Here is a 13,487-nt window from a genome sequence, read left to right on the forward strand (position 1 = left end):
CACAATGTGATCTTGATTGGTCGGGGTGGCCGGATTCGAACCGACGACCTTCCGCTCCCAAAGCGGACGCGCTACCAAGCTGCGCCACACCCCGTCGGTGCGACACGTAGGGTACATGCCCGCAGGGGTTCCGGCTGCCGAATAACGGGCGGAAGAAGAGGCGGGGGGCGGACGGCACCCCGGGGTGTGCGGCCGGGCGTCCGGACCCGCTACGATGCACAACGTGCCGCGCGGCCCTCCCGGGAATCGCGGTGCGCGCGGGCGTAGCTCAATGGTAGAGCCCCAGTCTTCCAAACTGGCTACGCGGGTTCGATTCCCGTCGCCCGCTCCGATACGCCTCCGGCTCCGGCCGGAGGCGTTTTTCGTGCGCGTTTCCCGCGTGCCCGCCGCGCGTTCCCATGGGCGGCGCCCCCGGGCGCGCGACCGAGCGGATCCGGCCATGGGCGGGGGTCAGAACTTGATGCCGTTTATGGTCTGGGCCAGCGAGTCCAGGAACCGCTGGATGGACGGCGCCATGCCGGTGGAGGCGAGGAAGAAGCCGAAGAGGATCGCGATGATCGCCGGGCCGCCCTTGATATGCCCCGCGCGCATCATCACCACCAGCACGATCGCCAGTAGCAGCACGCCTGACAGCGAAATGGTGGTCATAGCTGATCACACCCTCGGTCGGAATCACCCGGCCTGCCCGGAAGTCCTCGCAGACCCCTCACGACCACCATCGTGCCATCAACTGACCTGCTGTTGGGGGCCAGTGACGTTTCATCGGTGGATCGTCCAGAAAGCTGCGTGGAGAGGATATCGGCCGACTTGCTGGACAGCGTGCCGGTTCGGGGTGAATAGCTCAATAGATGGAACGGGGTTTTACCGGTCCCGATTGCGCCGCTAGGGTGCCTCGGATGTCCCCCGCCGTCACTCCGCCGTCCCCCTCGGCGGCCTCGATCCCGTCGAGTGCCCCGCAGTCCGCGCCGGTGGCGCCCCTTCCGGCGCAGCGCGACCCTTTCTTCGACAATGCGAAGTACCTGGCGATAGTCCTGGTCGCCCTGGGCCACGCGTGGGAGCCACTCACCCACGGTGGGCGCGCCGCGATGGCGCTGTACCTGACCGTCTACGCCTTTCACATGCCGGCCTTCATCGTCATATCCGGCTATTTCTCGCGTGGCTTCGACATGAGTCCGGCGAAGATCAAGCGGTTGATAACGGGCGTGGCCGTGCCGTATGTGATCTTCCAGGTCGCCTACGTCTACTTCCAGCACTGGATGGACCACGACTCCCCGCCGGATCCCGTCTCCCTGCTGAACCCGTGGTACCTCAACTGGTTCCTGGCCGCGCTGTTCATCTGGCGGCTGACCACGCCGATCTGGAAGCTGATCCGCTGGCCGGTCCCGGTGGCGTTCACGATCGCGACGCTGGCCGCGCTCTCCCCCGAGATCGGCAGCGACTTCGACCTTCAGCGCGTGTTGCAGTTCCTGCCGTTCTTCGTGATCGGGCTGCACCTGAAGGCCGAGCACTTCCAGTTGGTGCGGCGTCGCTGGGTGCGGATCGCGGCGATCCCGGTTTTCGCGGGTGCGATCGTCTTCGCGTACTGGGCGGCGCCGCGGATGAACAGCACGTGGTTCTACCACAACGCCGCCGTCCAGGACCTGCGCGCGCCGCTGTGGTCCGCGCCCGCGATGACGCTGGCGATGTTCGGCTGCGCGGCGGTGCTGACCGCCTGCTTCCTCGCCTGGGTCCCGAGCCGCACGGTGTGGTTCACGGCGCTGGGCGCGGGGACGCTGTACGGCTATCTGCTGCACGGCTTCCTGATCAAGCTGTCCCGCTGGCAGGAGTGGTACGACGCCTACGCCTGGGTCCGCCGGCCCGTCGGCGAGGTCGTGGTGACCCTGATCGCGATCGTGGTGATGACGGCGCTGTGCACCCCGCCGGTGCGGCGGGTGTTCCGCTTCGCGATGGAGCCGAGGATGGAGTGGGCCTTCCGCAAGCAGCGGTGAGTCACCCGGTGGGCGCGTCCAGGCCGAGGAGGGCGCGCATCCGGGCGTATTTCACCCGGAGCCGTTCGCGGGTGGCGGCGTCGAGCGCCGCGGCCCGCCCGGGGTCGGCGTTGTGGGCCAGGTCCGCCTCCTTGACCAGCAGCGCGCCCGGTGTCGCCAGGACACGGGCCGCGTACGCCTCCGGTGCCTCACCGGCCCGCTTGGTCACCGCCAGCACGATGTCCTTGGTCCGCTGCGACAGGTCGGCCGCCGCCAGCCACTCCTCGGTGACGGCCCCGTCCTCGACGGCGTCGTGCAGCCAGGCGGCGGCGATCTGTTCGTCATCACCGCCGCGGTTTTGTACGCCTTCCGCGACGGCGGCCAGGTGCTCGGTGTACGGGCGGCCCGCCTTGTCGGTCTGGGTGGCGTGGGCGTGCCGTGCGAAGGCTTCGACGGCGTCCAGGGGCATGGGGGGCATGGTGTCTCCGTGAGCGTGGTGCGGATGCGTCTGTTCTCCGGCCGCGGGCCGGCGGGGGCTTGTCGCGCAGTTCCCCGCTCCCCCTTACGGGGCGCCCTCCGCCGCCCTCACGTGCGGCAGATCAGCAGCAGCGCGCGGTCGTCGTTGACGTCCTTCGCCACCGCTTCGATCAAGTGCCAGGCGGCGCCCTGGAAGCCCGCGGACACATAGCGGTCCGCCTCGCCCGTGAGGCGGTCCATGCCCTCGGTCAGGTCGCGGTCGGCGGTCTCGACCAGGCCGTCGGTGAAGAGCATCAGCACGTCCCCGGGGGACAGCGTGCCCTTTATCGGGTCGAACTGGGCGCCGTCGTAGACCCCGAGGAGCGGCCCTTCCGCGGCCTTCTCCTCTCAGCGGCCGGTGCCCGCGCTGAGCTGGAGGCCCGGCAGGTGCCCGGCGGAGAACATCTCGTAGTCCCCGCTGTCCAGGTCCAGGACGAGGTGGACGGAGGTGGCGAAGCCCTCGTCCCAGTCCTGCCGGAGCAGATAGCCGTTGGCGGCGGGCAGGAAGGCATGGGGCGGCAGCGAGCCCAGCAGCCCGCCGAAGGCGCCGGAGAGCAGGAGGGCGCGCGAGGCGGCGTCCATGCCCTTGCCGGAGACGTCGGTCAGCACGATCTCCAGCGTGCGGCCGCCGTTGGTGCGGGCGGCGACCACGAAGTCGCCGGAGAAGGACTGGCCGCCCGCGGGGCGCAGGGCCATCTCCCGGTGCCAGCCGCGCGGCAGCTTGGGGAGCTTGCTCTGGACGCGGATGCGCTCGCGCAGGTCGAACAGCATGGTGCCGCCGCGCCGCCAGGGGACGCCGACGCGGCTGCGGAACTGCGCGATGAGCAGCCCGAGGAAGCCCACCGCGGCGACGACGAGGATCGTGCCCGGGGTGACCCGGCCGTCCCCGCTGTGCACGCCCCGGTCCAGGGCGAAGGACTCCACGATCAGCGCGACGGCGGACGCCGCGTAGAGGGCCAGCAGGCTGGCCGGGCGCAGCAGGAGGCCGCCCGCCACGATGGGCAGGACGAGCGCGGAGGGGGCGCACCACTCGGGCAGGGCGATGGTGCCGCCGGCGAGCGCGGGGACGGCGAGGAGGAGGGCGGCCAGGGCGATCCAGTCGGAGCCGTCGCCGCGGAAGTAGTCCACCCCGGCTTTGCGCATGGCCGTGCGGGCCCGGTGCATGGCTTTGCGCATCCGGGCCGTCGGAGTCTCCGCACCGCCAGTCATTGCATCGTGACCTTATCCACCCATTCGGCGGTGCGTCGACTCACGCCGCGCCGACGCGGCCGACCGCGGCGGACCTGCGGCGAGCTGGGAGAAGCCGTGGGACCGCACCATGTCGCACGGATGGGCACCTTATGCGAAATTCGTTCGCCCGCGCGGGAATCCGCTGCTAGTCATGGCGTCATGACAACAGAGTTGCGTGTACTGCGTCCTGCCGAGTGGGAGCAGTGGTACGAGACACTTGAGTTGGCGTTCGGCGGCATGTCCGAGCCCCCCGAGGAGCGCGCCCTCTGGCGGGAGCTCACCCTGTTCGACCGGTGGCTGGGCACGTGGGACGGCGATGAAGTCGTGGGCACGACGGGGGCGTTCGACTTCCGGATGACCGTGCCGGGCGGTGCCGTGGTCCCCACGGCCGGGGTGACGATGGTGGGCGTGCGGCCGACACACCGGCGGCGCGGGGTGCTGCGGGGAATGATGCGGCGCCAGTTGGACGACGTACGCAGTTGGGGCGCGCCGCTGGCCGTGCTGACGGCTTCCGAGCCGGTCATCTACGGGCGGTTCGGCTACGGCGCGGCGACGCAGTGGACGCGGGCCCGCATCGACACGGACCGGGTGCGGCTGATCATGCCGGAGGGCGCGGACGGCGTGCGGCTCCGCTTGTCGAAGCCCGAGCAGGCGCGCGAGGCGTGCGAGGCGGTGTACGCGCGCCGGGTGCCGGCCCGTCCCGGGATGCTGGAGCGCCGTCCGGGCTGGGACGCGCAGCCGCTGCTGGACGCGCCGAGCCGCCGTGGTGACGGCTCGTCCTTGCAGTGCGTACTGGCCGAGGTGGACGGCCGGACGGTGGGCTACGCCCGCTACTTCGTCCAGCCCCGGCCGGACGACGGGCCGTACGGCACGGTGCTGCTGCGCGACGTGGAGGCGCTGACCCCCGCCGCGTACGCCGCGCTGTGGCGCTTCCTGTTCGACCTGGACCTGACGATGGAGATCGTGGCGCGCGACCGGCCGTCCGACGACCCGCTGTGGCACCTGGTCGACGACGTCCGGCGCTGTCACCTGACCACGGAGGACTCGCTGTACGTGCGGCTGGTCGAGGTGGGGGCGGCGCTGGCGGCCCGTACGTATCAGGCGCCGGTGGACGTGGTGTTCGAGGTCGACGACGCCTTCTGCCCCTGGAACGCGGGGCGCTGGCGGCTGACCGGCGACGCCAAGGGGGCGTCCTGCGCGCGCACGGAGGACCCCGCCGATCTGGCGCTGTCCGTGCGGGAGCTGGGCTCCGCGTATCTCGGCGGGGTGTCCCTGCTCTCGCTGGCCGGCGCGGGGCGGGTCAGGGAACTGCGGGAGGGGGCGCTGGGCGAGGCTTCGGTGGCGTTCGGCAGCCCGGTCGCTCCGTGGCTGCCGCACGGCTTCTGACGGCGCCTCAGCGCTGTTGGCAGCCGGGGCACCAGAAGAGGTTGCGGGCGGCGAGATCGGCGGTGCGGATCTCGCCGCCGCAGATGTGGCACGCCTGCCGGGCCCGGCGGTAGACGTACACCTCACCGCCGTGGTCGTCCACGCGCGGCGGGCGGCCCATGGCCTCGGGGGTGTGCTCGGGGCGCACGGTGTCGATCCTGTTGTTGCGTACGCCCTCGCGCATCAGATCGACCAGATCCGACCAGATCGCGTCCCATTCGGAGCGGGTGAGATCGCGGCCGAGGCGGTAAGGGTCGATCCCGTGCCGGAAGAGGACCTCGGCGCGGTAGACGTTGCCGACGCCCGCGATGACCTTCTGATCCATGAGGAGGGCGGCGATCGTCGTACGGCTGCGGCTGACGCGGGCCCAGGCGGCCTCGCCGTCATCCTCCGCGCGCAGCGGGTCCGGGCCGAGCCGGTCGTGTATCGCCTGCTTCTCCCCGTCGGTGACCAGGGCGCAGGTGGTGGGGCCGCGCAGGTCGGCGTACGCGGTGGCGGTCGCGAGCCGCAGCCGCACGGTGTCGGTGGGCGGGGGCACGGGGGCTCCGCCGAAGGTGTACTTCCCGAAGAGGCCGAGGTGGATGTGGATCCAGCCGTGTTCGGCGAAGCCGAGGAAAAGGTGCTTGCCGTGGGCTTCCGCGGTGGTGAGGGCGTGGCCGTCGAGGAGGGCGGCGCTGTCGGAGAATTTGCCTTGGGGGCTGGTGACGCGGATCGGTTGCGCCCGGAAAAGGTCACGGTGGTCCGCCGCGAGGCGGTGGATCGTATGCCCTTCGGGCACGGCGGTTCTCCTGCGGGTGCGGTGTGTGATGCGGCTGTTTTGTTCCCCAGCCCCGCCCCTTCCCGGCTGTGTCTGATGTGCGGCTCCGCCGCGTGGGGGGGGGCGCGTGCCCCAGACCCCCGGGTGCGGGTCGGTTCGCCGCCCGCGGCGGGAGCGGCCTGCGGCCGCGTCCTCGAACGCCGGACGGGCTGGATATCAGCCCGTCCGGCGTTCGAGGACACCGCGCGGCAGCGCGGCCGGAAGAGGAGCGGGGCCGGGCGTCAGCCCTGCTGGGGGTGGTGGGCGGGGATCTCGGGGAGTTCGCCGGTCTGCTCGTAGCGGGCGAGCATCTCGATGCGGCGGGTGTGGCGCTCCTCACCCGAGTACGGCGTGGCCAGGAAGATCTCGACGAACTTCGTCGCCTCCTCCTGGGTGTGCATCCGCCCGCCGATGCTGATCACGTTGGCGTCGTTGTGCTCACGCCCCAGGGCGGCCGTCTGCTCGCTCCAGGCCAGGGCGGCCCGTACGCCCTTGACCTTGTTCGCGGCGATCTGCTCGCCGTTGCCGGAGCCGCCGATCACGATGCCGAGGCTGTCGGCGTCCGCCGCGGTCCGCTCCGCGGCGCGGAGGCAGAACGGGGGGTAGTCGTCCTGGGCGTCGTAGATGTGCGGGCCGCAGTCGACGGGGTCATGGCCCTGGGCCTTGAGCCACTCGACGAGGTGGTTCTTGAGTTCGTAGCCGGCATGGTCGGAGCCGAGATACACGCGCATGCGACCGAGTGTGGCACGAGTGCGGCCCGGGCTCCGCCTCAGGGCTCGCCGTCCGCGCCGGTCACCGGGCCCCGATCACAACGATACGGATTCGACTCTTCCCGATCACACCTTCGAAAAGTTCTAATGCGGGAACTCGCAACCCGAGAACCGTAAGGAACGTGCTCATGGCCACACCGCCGACCCTGACAAAGGCGTCGAACTCCGGCGAACCCGGGCAGGCGTCCCAGGACGGCCTGAAGGCCGGACTCAAGAACCGCCACCTGTCGATGATCGCCATCGGCGGCGTGATCGGCGCCGGTCTCTTCGTCGGCTCCGCCTCCGGCATCGCCGCCGCGGGCCCCGGCATCCTCATCTCCTACGCGCTCGTCGGCGCGATGGTCGTCTTCGTGATGCGGATGCTCGGCGAGATGGCCGCCGCCAATCCGACCTCCGGCTCCTTCTCCGCCTACGCGGACCGGGCGCTCGGCCGCTGGGCGGGCTTCTCCATCGGCTGGCTGTACTGGTTCTTCTGGGTCGTGGTGCTCGCGGTCGAGGCGACCGCCGGTGCCAAGATCCTGGAGGGCTGGATCCCGGCCGTGCCGCAGTGGGCCTGGGCGCTGATCGTCATGGTGCTGCTCACCGTGACCAACCTGGGGTCGGTCAGCTCGTACGGCGAGTTCGAGTTCTGGTTCGCCGGGATCAAGGTCGTCGCGATCGGCGCCTTCGTCATCATCGGCCTGCTGGCCGTGTTCGGCGTGCTGCCGGGCGCGCACAACGACACCGCGGGGATCTCGAACCTCACCTCGCACGGAGGATTCCTGCCGAACGGGCCGGGAGCGATCCTCACCGGTGTCCTGATGGTCGTCTTCTCCTTCATGGGCAGTGAGATCGTCACCCTCGCCGCCGGTGAGTCCGAGGACCCGCGCCGCGCGGTGACCAAGGCCACCAACAGCGTCATCTGGCGCATCGGCGTCTTCTACCTGGGCTCGATCTTCGTGGTCGTCTCGCTGCTGCCGTGGAACTCCAAGGAGATCGCCGACAAGGGCAGCTACGTCGCCGCCCTCGACTCCATCGGCATCCCGCACGCCGGCCAGATCATGAAGGTCATCGTCCTGACGGCCGTGCTCTCCTGCCTCAACTCCGGCCTCTACACCGCTTCCCGCATGGCCTTCTCGCTCGGTCAGCGCGGCGACGCGCCGCGGGCCTTCGCCCGCGTCAGCGGCAACGGCGTCCCGCGGATCGCGATCCTGGGCTCGGTCGTCTTCGGCTTCGTGTCGGTGATCTTCAACTACGCGTGGCCCGACACGGTCTTCAAGTTCCTGCTGAACTCCTCGGGCGCCATCGCCCTCTTCGTCTGGCTGGTCATCTGTGTCACCCAGCTGAAGATGCGCGGCATCATCCTGCGCGAGATGCCGGAGAAGCTCGTGGTGCGGATGTGGCTCTTCCCGTATCTCACATGGGCCACGATCGGGATGATCACGTTCGTGCTCGGCTACATGGTCTACGACGGCGGCGACAACCGGGACCAGGTGTTGCTGTCGACGCTGCTCGGCGTGATCGTGGTGGGCCTCGGCCTCTCCCTGGACCAGCGCCGCCGGCGTCGGGTGGCTGCCGCCGAGCGGTAAGGGTCTTCGGCCGCGGGCGCATCGCCGCCCGCGGCGGGGACGCCCTCCGGGCGTGTCCTCACATGCCGGACGGGCTGGATGTCGCCGCACGTTGACGATCACGTGCGGCACGTCCAGCCCGTCCGGCATGTGAGGACACCGCCGCGCGGCGGTGGTGCGGACCGCACGGCCCGCACCCGGTGCCGCTCAGCCCCGCCGGCCCAGCCACTTCCACACCGTCGGCAGCGCGCCCATCGCCAGGGCCGCCTTGAGCGCGTCGCCGATCAGGAACGGCGTGAGGCCCGCCGCGATCGCGTCGGTCAGGGAGAGGTGGGCGTACAGCGCGAGATAGGGGACGCCCACCGCGTAGATGATCGCGGAGCCCAGCGCCATCGTGCCCGCCGTGCGCAGCGTGGAGCGGTCGCCGCCGCGGCGGGCCAGGGCGCCCGCCACCGTGGCGGCGAGCATCATGCCGAGGACGTAGCCGAAGGAGGCGAAGCCCGCGCCCGAGCGGCCCTCGGCGAACCACGGCACGCCCGCCAGGCCGGCCAGCGCGTAGAGCGCGAGGGAGAGGAAGCCGCGGCGGGCGCCGAGCGTGGTGCCGACGAGGAGCGCGGCGAAGGTCTGGCCGCTGACGGGCACCGGCGAGCCCGGGACGGGGACCGCTATCTGGGCGGTGACGCCGGTCAGCACCGCGCCGCCGAGGACCAGGGCGGCGTCACCGACGCGGGCCCGGGACAGGGTGGGGAAGAGCGCGTCGGCGAGGACCGTACCGGTCCGGGTTACTGGGGCAGCGGTGGCCATCGGTACTCCGCGTCAGATCGAGGAAGGTCGGGGACACCGTGACGTTAATCGAGGGGTCCGGCGCGGACACCGGGTGACCGTGACAAGCGGGCGCGCCCCGCTTTGGAGAGTTCCGAACGACGCCGCCGCAGGTCGGCGCTGATAAGGGCGCGCCTTTCCCGCCTCGTTCCCCGGGCATGCGTGATGCTCGTCACGACGGACCGGCGAAGCTTGGCGCCGGACACCCGCTCGGGAGAGTGTGGAGTACCTTCGCAGCCTTTTTGCGCCCATCGCACAGATCCGAGAGTCACGAGCGCCATGCATGACGCACCGCCTGCCGCCGAACCGCTGAGCGGCGAGAAGGAACCCCTGTCGGCGGGGCTCAAGCAGCGCCATCTGACGATGCTGGGCCTGGGCGGCGTGATCGGGGCGGGGCTGTTCGTCGGCTCGGGCGGCGGGATCGCCGTGGCCGGGCCCGGGATCATCGTCTCGTATCTGATCGCGGGCGCGCTCGCGATGCTGGTGATGCGGATGCTCGGCGAGATGTCGTCGGCGATGCCCGCCTCGGGCGCCTTCTCGGTGCACGCGGAGCGCGCGCTGGGGCGCTGGGCCGGGTTCACGGTGGGCTGGCTCTACTGGTTCCTGCTGGTGGTCGTGCTCGCCGTGGAGGCCACGGGCGCCGCGCAGATCGCCAACGGCTGGCTGCCGTCGGTGCCGCAGTGGGCGTGGGTGCTGCTCTTCATGGTGGTCTTCACGAGCGCCAACCTCGCCGCGGTGAAGAACTTCGGTGAGTTCGAGTTCTGGTTCGCGACGCTGAAGGTCGGCGCGATCGTCCTCTTCCTCGTGCTGAGCCTGCTGGCCGTCTTCGGCGTGCTGCCGGACACGGAGGCGGTGGGGCTGTCCAACCTCACCGGCAAGGGCGGCTTCCTGCCCAACGGCTGGAGCGGTGTCGTCTCCGGCGTCCTCGCCGTCGTCTTCGCCTTCGGCGGCCTGGAGGTCGTCACCATCGCCGCCGCGGAGTCCGACGACCCCGCCCGCGCGGTGGGCCGGGCGGTGCGCAGCGCGGTGTGGCGGATCCTCTTCTTCTACGTCGGCTCGATGCTCGTCATCGTCACGCTTCTGCCGTGGTCGTCGATCGTGCCCGGCAAGAGCCCGTACGTGGCGGTCCTCGACCACATCGGGGTGCCCGGGGCCGGTCAGATCATGAACGTCGTGGTCTTCGTGGCGCTGCTGTCCGCGCTGAACGCCAATCTCTACGGGTCCTCCCGGATGGTCTTCTCGCTGGCCGAGCGGGGCGAGGCGCCGCGCTCGCTGCTGAAGGTGTCGGGCGGCGGGGTGCCGCGCCGGGCCGTGCTCGCCTCGGTCGTCTTCGGGTTCGCCTCGGTCATATTGAATCTGGAGTGGCCCGACTCGATCTTCCGTTATCTGCTGAACGCGGTGGGCGCCGTCCTGCTCTTCGTCTGGGGTCTGATCGCCGCCTCGCAGCTGCGGCTGCGGCCGCGTGTCGAGCGCGAGATGCCGGAGCGGCTGACGCTGCGGATGTGGGCGTTCCCCTATCTCACGTGGGTGGCGCTGGCCGCGATGGGCGGCGTGCTGATCCTGATGCTCACGGACGACGGCGCGCGGCCGCAGCTGCTGTGGTCCGCGGGCGCGACGGCGGCGGTGCTCGTGGTCGCGGGGCTGCGCGAGCTCCGGCTCCGGCGACGCTGAGTCGCCGAACGGGCGCCGGTCCACTGTCCGTTACCGGTCGTCACCGGAGTTGTTTCGTCCGTTTCGGCGGCAAACCGGTTGCTTCCGGAGATATGTGTCGTGCACAGTCAGTGACGTTGCTGTCTAGATATCGGACAGCAATGTCACAACTGTTGTCCTGAGCGAACATGACCTCCACACTGAGGCAACTTTTCCGCTCTCACCCCACGGGAATCACACGATCATGACTCGGACACCTGCGGCCTCTTCCGCGCCACCGCGCGGCGAGGTCACCGATCAGGCACCGGGCGGCACGGATCTGTCGCACGGCCTCAAGCAGCGCCATCTGTCGATGATCGCCCTCGGGGGTGTGATCGGCGCCGGTCTCTTCGTCGGTTCGGGCGCGGGCATCGCCGCGGCCGGTCCGGGCATCGTGCTCGCCTACGCCGCTTCCGGGCTGCTGGTGATGCTCGTGATGCGGATGCTGGGCGAGATGGCGGCGGCCAACCCCGCCTCCGGCACCTTCTCCGTGCACGCCGAGCGGGCCATGGGCCCGTGGGCGGGGTTCACGGTGGGGTGGATGTTCTGGGTGGAGCTGTGCGTGGGCATCGCCGTGGAGGCGATCGGCGCGGCCCACATCATGGTCTCGTGGTTCCCCTCCACACCCTCCTGGATGTGGGTCCTGATCTTCATGGCCGTCTTCTGCGGCACCAACCTGGCGGCGGTCAGCAACTTCGGTGAGTTCGAGTTCTGGTTCGCCGCGCTGAAGGTGGGCGCGATCGGCCTCTTCCTGGTGCTGGGCGTGCTGGCCATCCTCGGCCTGCTGCCGGGCACCTCGGCGCCGGGCGCCGACAACCTCACCGGCCACGGCGGCTTCCTGCCCGGCGGCACCGACGGCCTCGCCGCCGGCCTGCTGGCCTCCGTCTTCGCCTACGGCGGGCTGGAGACGGTGACGATCGCGGCGGCGGAGTCCGAGCAGCCCGTCAAGGGCGTCGCCAAGGCCGTGCGCACCGCGATGTGGCGAATAGCCCTGTTCTACGTCGGCTCGATGCTGGTCGTCGTGACGCTGATCCCCTGGACCGACAAGTCGATCACCGAGACCGGCCCGTACGTCGCCGTCCTCGACCACCTCGACATCCCCGCCGCGGGCCAGATCATGAACGTGATCGTGCTGATCGCCCTGCTCTCCGCGATGAACGCCAACATCTACGGCGCCTCCCGGATGTCGTACTCGCTGGTCCAGCGCGGCGAGGGCCCGCGCTTCCTGGGCAAGGTCACCGGCGGCGTGCCCCGGATGACCGTGCTGGCCTCCTCGGCCTTCGGCTTCTTCGCGGTGCTGCTGAGCTACTGGTGGCCCGACACGGTCTTCAAGTGGCTGCTCTACATGACCGGCGCGGCCGTGCTCGTGGTGTGGGCGTTCATCGCCGTCACCCAGCTGCTGATGCGCCGCCGGCTGGAGCGCGAGGCGCCGGACAAGCTGGTCGTGCGGATGTGGCTCTTCCCGTACGTGACCTTCCTGGCCCTGGCCGGGATCCTCGGCACCCTGGCGCTGATGCTGCGCGAGCACGACACCCGCGTCCAGCTGTGGGCGACGGCCGGGCTCACCGTGGTGCTCGCCCTCTTCGGCTACCTCCGGCAGCGGATGCTGGCGCGCCGCGCCACGACCACCGGAATCTGACGCTCCGACACCAGCCCCCCGCACGAGGCGGTGTAGGTCCTGATCTTCAGGACCTACACCGCCTCCGTCTTTGGTCCCAAGCCCACCCCCGGAACCGCTTTTCCCAGGCACTTACTGATAGCGTCTACCTGCAAGTTAATTGCAATAAGCAGTCGGAGGGCTCGGCATGGCCATCTACACACTTCCTGAACTCCCTTACGATTACGCGGCACTCCAGCCGGTCATCGACGCGAAGATCATCGAGCTGCACCACGACAAGCACCACGCCGCGTACGTCAAGGGTGCGAACGACACCCTGGAGCAGCTCGCCGAGGCCCGTGACAAGGACCAGTGGGGCGCCGTCAACGGCCTGGAGAAGAACCTGGCCTTCCACCTCTCCGGCCACATCCTGCACAGCATCTACTGGCAGAACATGACCGGTGACGGCGGCGGCGAGCCGCTCGACAAGGACGGCGTGGGCGAGCTGGCGGACGCCATCGCCGAGTCGTTCGGCTCCTTCGCGAAGTTCAAGGCGCAGCTCACCAAGGCGTCGGCGACCACGCAGGGCTCCGGCTGGGGCGTCCTCGCCTACGAGCCGGTCAGCGGCCGCCTCATCGTCGAGCAGGTCTACGACCACCAGGGCAACGTCGGGCAGGGGTCGGTGCCGATCCTGGTCTTCGACGCCTGGGAGCACGCGTTCTACCTTCAGTACAAGAACCAGAAGGTGGACTTCATCGAGGCCATGTGGCAGGTCGTCAACTGGCAGGATGTCGCGGCGCGGTACGCGGCGGCGAAGGAGCGGGGGAACGCGCTGCTGTTGGCGCCGTAGCTCTTCGCGTCACTTTGCGTCCTGCTTCGTGATCGTCTTCTCACCCTTCACGCAGCAGGCGAAGCCCCCACGTGAGTGGTTCGCGTGGGGGCTTTTTCTTTTCTTGCCTGCGCGCCGCCGCGCCTGCGGCGGGCTTTCTCCCCAGCCCCACCCCTTCCCGGCTGCATCTGATGTGCGGATCCGCCGCGTGGAGGGCTGTCGCCCCAGACCCCGCAACACGCTTCGCGCGTTGTCCTCAAACGCCGGACGGGCTGGTTGTGCTGGCTACGGTCCGCACA

Annotated in this window: 11 protein-coding genes, 2 tRNA genes and 1 pseudogene; 7 read left to right on the plus strand and 7 right to left on the minus strand. The window is 70.1% G+C overall.

What is annotated here, in order from left to right; genetic code table 11:
• Nucleotides 1–17: 17 nt before the first annotated feature.
• Nucleotides 18–94: transfer RNA gene (locus ACZ4A5_RS03630), tRNA-Pro, on the minus strand.
• 163 nt (nt 95–257) lie between these two features.
• On the opposite strand from ACZ4A5_RS03630, the gene ACZ4A5_RS03635 reads away from it, so the two are divergent.
• Nucleotides 258–328 (plus strand) — tRNA-Gly (locus ACZ4A5_RS03635).
• 122 nt (nt 329–450) lie between these two features.
• On the opposite strand, the gene ACZ4A5_RS03640 is transcribed toward ACZ4A5_RS03635, so the two are convergent.
• Nucleotides 451–648 carry a hypothetical protein gene (locus ACZ4A5_RS03640; RefSeq protein WP_361529572.1) on the minus strand — a complete coding sequence of 66 codons (198 nt, stop codon included), beginning with the start codon at nt 646–648 and terminating at the stop codon, nt 451–453.
• Nucleotides 649–896: 248 nt separating this feature from the next.
• Between ACZ4A5_RS03640 and ACZ4A5_RS03645 the strand changes: the two genes are divergently transcribed.
• Entirely contained in the window at nt 897–1,988 is a 1,092-nt protein-coding gene (locus ACZ4A5_RS03645; protein ID WP_467578022.1) for an acyltransferase family protein, read from the plus strand.
• A gap of 1 nt (nt 1,989) precedes the next feature.
• On the opposite strand, the gene ACZ4A5_RS03650 is transcribed toward ACZ4A5_RS03645, so the two are convergent.
• Nucleotides 1,990–2,436: an HD domain-containing protein gene (locus tag ACZ4A5_RS03650; RefSeq protein WP_467578161.1), complete on the minus strand. Its 447-nt coding sequence runs from the start codon at nt 2,434–2,436 to the stop codon at nt 1,990–1,992.
• 116 nt (nt 2,437–2,552) lie between these two features.
• Nucleotides 2,553–3,659, minus strand: a pseudogene (locus ACZ4A5_RS03655) (PP2C family protein-serine/threonine phosphatase).
• Between the two features lie 213 nt (nt 3,660–3,872).
• Here ACZ4A5_RS03655 and ACZ4A5_RS03660 point away from each other — a divergent pair.
• Complete coding sequence (locus ACZ4A5_RS03660) at nt 3,873–5,099, plus strand: GNAT family N-acetyltransferase (RefSeq protein WP_467578024.1); 1,227 nt, start codon at nt 3,873–3,875, stop codon at nt 5,097–5,099.
• A gap of 7 nt (nt 5,100–5,106) precedes the next feature.
• Here ACZ4A5_RS03660 and ACZ4A5_RS03665 read toward each other — a convergent pair whose 3' ends face one another.
• Together ACZ4A5_RS03665 and ACZ4A5_RS03670 are read right to left on the minus strand one after the other, a co-directional pair.
• Nucleotides 5,107–5,916 (minus strand): Fpg/Nei family DNA glycosylase, encoded by an 810-nt coding sequence (locus tag ACZ4A5_RS03665; RefSeq protein WP_467578026.1) that lies wholly within the window; start codon nt 5,914–5,916, stop codon nt 5,107–5,109.
• 260 nt (nt 5,917–6,176) lie between these two features.
• On the minus strand, nt 6,177–6,665 hold the full coding sequence (locus tag ACZ4A5_RS03670; protein WP_398868521.1) for a ribose-5-phosphate isomerase: 489 nt from the start codon (nt 6,663–6,665) through the stop codon (nt 6,177–6,179).
• Nucleotides 6,666–6,832: 167 nt separating this feature from the next.
• Between ACZ4A5_RS03670 and ACZ4A5_RS03675 the strand changes: the two genes are divergently transcribed.
• Complete coding sequence (locus ACZ4A5_RS03675) at nt 6,833–8,272, plus strand: amino acid permease (protein ID WP_467578029.1); 1,440 nt, start codon at nt 6,833–6,835, stop codon at nt 8,270–8,272.
• A 186-nt stretch (nt 8,273–8,458) separates the two neighbouring features.
• Here the strand turns inward: ACZ4A5_RS03675 and ACZ4A5_RS03680 are convergent, their stop codons facing one another.
• Nucleotides 8,459–9,055 carry a biotin transporter BioY gene (locus ACZ4A5_RS03680; RefSeq protein ID WP_467578031.1) on the minus strand — a complete coding sequence of 199 codons (597 nt, stop codon included), beginning with the start codon at nt 9,053–9,055 and terminating at the stop codon, nt 8,459–8,461.
• A gap of 297 nt (nt 9,056–9,352) precedes the next feature.
• Here ACZ4A5_RS03680 and ACZ4A5_RS03685 point away from each other — a divergent pair, with 297 nt between their 5' ends.
• From ACZ4A5_RS03685 to ACZ4A5_RS03695, 3 genes are all read left to right on the plus strand, one after another.
• Nucleotides 9,353–10,744, plus strand: coding sequence for an amino acid permease (locus ACZ4A5_RS03685; protein ID WP_467578033.1), 1,392 nt, complete (start codon nt 9,353–9,355; stop codon nt 10,742–10,744).
• 223 nt (nt 10,745–10,967) lie between these two features.
• Nucleotides 10,968–12,401: an amino acid permease gene (locus ACZ4A5_RS03690; RefSeq protein ID WP_467578035.1), complete on the plus strand. Its 1,434-nt coding sequence runs from the start codon at nt 10,968–10,970 to the stop codon at nt 12,399–12,401.
• Between the two features lie 166 nt (nt 12,402–12,567).
• On the plus strand, nt 12,568–13,209 hold the full coding sequence (locus ACZ4A5_RS03695; protein ID WP_398868516.1) for a superoxide dismutase: 642 nt from the start codon (nt 12,568–12,570) through the stop codon (nt 13,207–13,209).
• The last annotated feature ends 278 nt before the right edge of the window (nt 13,210–13,487 follow it).

The sequence above is a fragment of the Streptomyces sp. NPDC025618 genome, assembly GCF_055558795.1.

Coding starts and splice junctions, on each gene's coding strand:
- ACZ4A5_RS03695 (WP_398868516.1), top strand. CDS start 12,568: ATGGCCATCTACACACTTCCTGAACTCCCTTACGATTACGCGGCACTC.
- ACZ4A5_RS03645 (WP_467578022.1), top strand. CDS start 897: ATGTCCCCCGCCGTCACTCCGCCGTCCCCCTCGGCGGCCTCGATCCCG.
- ACZ4A5_RS03675 (WP_467578029.1), top strand. CDS start 6,833: ATGGCCACACCGCCGACCCTGACAAAGGCGTCGAACTCCGGCGAACCC.
- ACZ4A5_RS03685 (WP_467578033.1), top strand. CDS start 9,353: ATGCATGACGCACCGCCTGCCGCCGAACCGCTGAGCGGCGAGAAGGAA.
- ACZ4A5_RS03640 (WP_361529572.1), bottom strand. CDS start 648: ATGACCACCATTTCGCTGTCAGGCGTGCTGCTACTGGCGATCGTGCTG.
- ACZ4A5_RS03660 (WP_467578024.1), top strand. CDS start 3,873: ATGACAACAGAGTTGCGTGTACTGCGTCCTGCCGAGTGGGAGCAGTGG.
- ACZ4A5_RS03670 (WP_398868521.1), bottom strand. CDS start 6,665: ATGCGCGTGTATCTCGGCTCCGACCATGCCGGCTACGAACTCAAGAAC.
- ACZ4A5_RS03650 (WP_467578161.1), bottom strand. CDS start 2,436: ATGCCCCTGGACGCCGTCGAAGCCTTCGCACGGCACGCCCACGCCACC.
- ACZ4A5_RS03690 (WP_467578035.1), top strand. CDS start 10,968: ATGACTCGGACACCTGCGGCCTCTTCCGCGCCACCGCGCGGCGAGGTC.
- ACZ4A5_RS03680 (WP_467578031.1), bottom strand. CDS start 9,055: ATGGCCACCGCTGCCCCAGTAACCCGGACCGGTACGGTCCTCGCCGAC.